Below are 3,467 nucleotides of genomic sequence, written 5' to 3' on the forward strand. Positions count from 1 at the left end.
ATGTCCGGCGGCGTCCTACTCTCCCACGACCTCCCGGTCGCAGTACCATCGGCGCTGAGAGGCTTAACTTCCGGGTTCGGAATGGGACCGGGTGTTTCCCTCTCGCTATGACCGCCGTAACTCTATTGACTTACACAATCCCCGCATGTCGTCCCCACCGGTCAAGTGTGGGGGCAGCGGGATGGTGTGTTGTCTCAGACACCAGACAGTGGACGCGAACAATAACAAGCAGCATGACGATTGCGGGTTCAGTAGAGACCCTGACGCACAACAGATGTGTTTTGTGATGTTGAGGCTTGTATGACAAGCCCTCGGCCTATTAGTACCGGTCGGCTAGGCATCACTGCTGTACACCTCCGGCCTATCAACCCAGTCATCTACTGGGGGCCTTAACCCATGAAGGGTGGGAAACCTCATCTTGAAACGTGCTTCCCGCTTAGATGCATTCAGCGGTTATCACTTCCGAACGTAGCTAACCAGCCGTGCCCCTGGCGGGACAACTGGCACACCAGAGGTTCGTCCATCCCGGTCCTCTCGTACTAGGGACAGCCTTTCTCAAGTTTCCTACGCGCGCGGCGGATAGGGACCGAACTGTCTCACGACGTTCTAAACCCAGCTCGCGTGCCGCTTTAATGGGCGAACAGCCCAACCCTTGGGACCTACTCCAGCCCCAGGATGCGACGAGCCGACATCGAGGTGCCAAACCATCCCGTCGATATGGACTCTTGGGGAAGATCAGCCTGTTATCCCCGGGGTACCTTTTATCCGTTGAGCGACGCCGCTTCCACATGCCAGCGCCGGATCACTAGTTCCGACTTTCGTCCCTGCTCGACATGTCTGTCTCACAGTCAAGCTCCCTTGTGCACTTACACTCAACACCTGATTGCCAACCAGGATGAGGGAACCTTTGAGCGCCTCCGTTACATTTTAGGAGGCAACCGCCCCAGTTAAACTACCCATCAGGCACTGTCCCTGATCCAGATAATGGACCTAGGTTAGACATCTAGTACGACCAGAGTGGTATTTCAACGTTGACTCCACCCCAACTGGCGTCGAGGTTTCACAGTCTCCCACCTATCCTACACAAGCCGAACCAAACACCAATACCAAACTATAGTAAAGGTCCCGGGGTCTTTCCGTCCTGCCGCGCGTAACGAGCATCTTTACTCGTAGTGCAATTTCGCCGAGTCCACGGTTGAGACAGCGCCCAAGTCGTTACTCCATTCGTGCAGGTCGGAACTTACCCGACAAGGAATTTCGCTACCTTAGGATGGTTATAGTTACCACCGCCGTTTACTGGGGCTTAAGTTCTCCGCTTCGGCATTGCTGCCTAACAGGTCCCCTTAACCTTCCAGCACCGGGCAGGAGTCAGTCCGTATACATCGTCTTACAACTTCGCACGGACCTGTGTTTTTAATAAACAGTCGCTTGGGCCTGGTCTCTGCGGCCATCACCGCTTCCCCCAGCAAGTGGGTTCACGGATCCGGCCCCCCTTCTCCCGAAGTTACGGGGGCATTTTGCCGAGTTCCTTAACCATGGTTCGCTCGATCGCCTTAGTATTCTCTACCTGATCACCTGAGTCGGTTTGGGGTACGGGCGGCTCATAGCTCGCTAGAGGTTTTTCTCGACAGCATAGGATCATCGGCTTCCCCAAAAAGGGTCCCCATCAAGTCTCAGGATCGTGATCCAACACAGCCACCCGGATTTACCTAGGAGGCTCCCTACACTCTTAGCCACGGAACTACCATCGCCGTGGTCCGACTACCTTCCTGCGTCACCCCATCGCTTGACTACTACCAGCTCGGGTCCCACGCTACGCACCCCAGCCCACACCCCGAAGGGCATGGATCAAAGAGGTGTTTCGGATGGTTAGCATCACCAGGTTCGTCATGGGCGCTACTTCGCCGGTACGGGAATATCAACCCGTTGTCCATCGACTACGCCTGTCGGCCTCGCCTTAGGTCCCGACTTACCCAGGGCAGATTAGCTTGACCCTGGAACCCTTGATCATTCGGCGCACGTGTTTCTCACACGTGATTCGCTACTCATGCCTGCATTCTCACTCGTGTCGCCTCCACACCTGGATCACTCCGGCGCTTCACCGGCGACACGACGCTCCCCTACCCATCCACACACCTGAACCAACCTCGAGGGCGGCTTAGCTAACGTGTGAATGCCATAGCTTCGGCGGATGACTTGAGCCCCGCTACATTGTCGGCGCGGAATCACTTGACCAGTGAGCTATTACGCACTCTTTCAAGGGTGGCTGCTTCCAAGCCAACCTCCTGGTTGTCACTGCGACTCCACATCCTTTTCCACTTAGTCACCGCTTAGGGGCCTTAGCTGATGGTCTGGGCTGTTTCCCTCTCGACTACGGAGCTTATCCCCCGCAGTCTCACTGCTGCGCTCTCACTCAACGGCATTCGGAGTTTGGTTAACGTCAGTAACCTGGTCGGGCCCATCGGCTATCCAGTGCTCTACCTCCGCTGAGAAACACGCAACGCTGCACCTAAATGCATTTCGGGGAGAACCAGCTATCACGGAGTTTGATTGGCCTTTCACCCCTATCCACAGGTCATCCCCTCCATTTTCAACTGAAGTGGGTTCGGTCCTCCACGCAGTCTTACCCACGCTTCAACCTGCCCATGGATAGATCACCCCGCTTCGGGTCTTGATCGCGCTACTCAAACGCCCTATTCGGACTCGCTTTCGCTACGGCTTCCCCCCACGGGTTAACCTCGCAACGCAACACAAACTCGCAGGCTCATTCTTCAAAAGGCACGCCATCACCCCCACAAGGAAGGCTCTGACGGATTGTAGGCACACGGTTTCAGGTACTATTTCACTCCCCGCCAGGGGTACTTTTCATCTTTCCCTCACGGTACTTGTCCGCTATCGGTCACCGAGGAGTATTTAGGCTTAACGGGTGGTCCCGCCAGATTCACACGGAATTTCAGGGGTTCCGTGTTACTTGGGTACACGCCCACACAGCTCGAGCCTTACGCCTACGGGGCTATCACCCTCTACGGCCCCACTTTCCAATGGGCTTCGACTTCAACTCGAGTTTCTTACTGTGCGGCCAGCCGGCAGACTGACCAAGACATGCCCCACAACCCCACGCACGCAACCCCTGCCGGGTATCACACGCACGCGGTTTAGCCTGTTCCGCTTTCGCTCGCCACTACTCACGGAATCACTATTGTTTTCTCTTCCTACCGGTACTGAGATGTTTCACTTCCCGGTGTTCCCTCCACACGCCCTATATATTCAGGCGCGGGTAACTGGACATGACTCCAGCTGGGTTTCCCCATTCGGACATCCCCGGATCAACGCTCGGTTGCCAACTCCCCAGGGCTTATCGCAGGCTCCAACGTCCTTCATCGGCTCTCGGTGCCAAGACATCCACCATGTGCCCTTAACAGCTTGCCAAACAAACCACAACACGACAAAACACAAACAATGCGTCT

Annotated in this window: 2 rRNA genes; both read right to left on the bottom strand. The window is 55.8% G+C overall.

What is annotated here, in order from left to right:
* Positions 1-2: 2 nt before the first annotated feature.
* Positions 3-119, bottom strand: a 5S ribosomal RNA gene (gene rrf, locus INN71_RS18030).
* A gap of 180 nt (positions 120-299) precedes the next feature.
* A 23S ribosomal RNA gene (locus INN71_RS18035) occupies positions 300-3,429 on the bottom strand.
* Positions 3,430-3,467 lie beyond the last annotated feature (38 nt).

The sequence above is a fragment of the Nocardioides sp. ChNu-153 genome (genome assembly GCF_030466625.1).
GTDB lineage: Bacteria > Actinomycetota > Actinomycetes > Propionibacteriales > Nocardioidaceae > Nocardioides.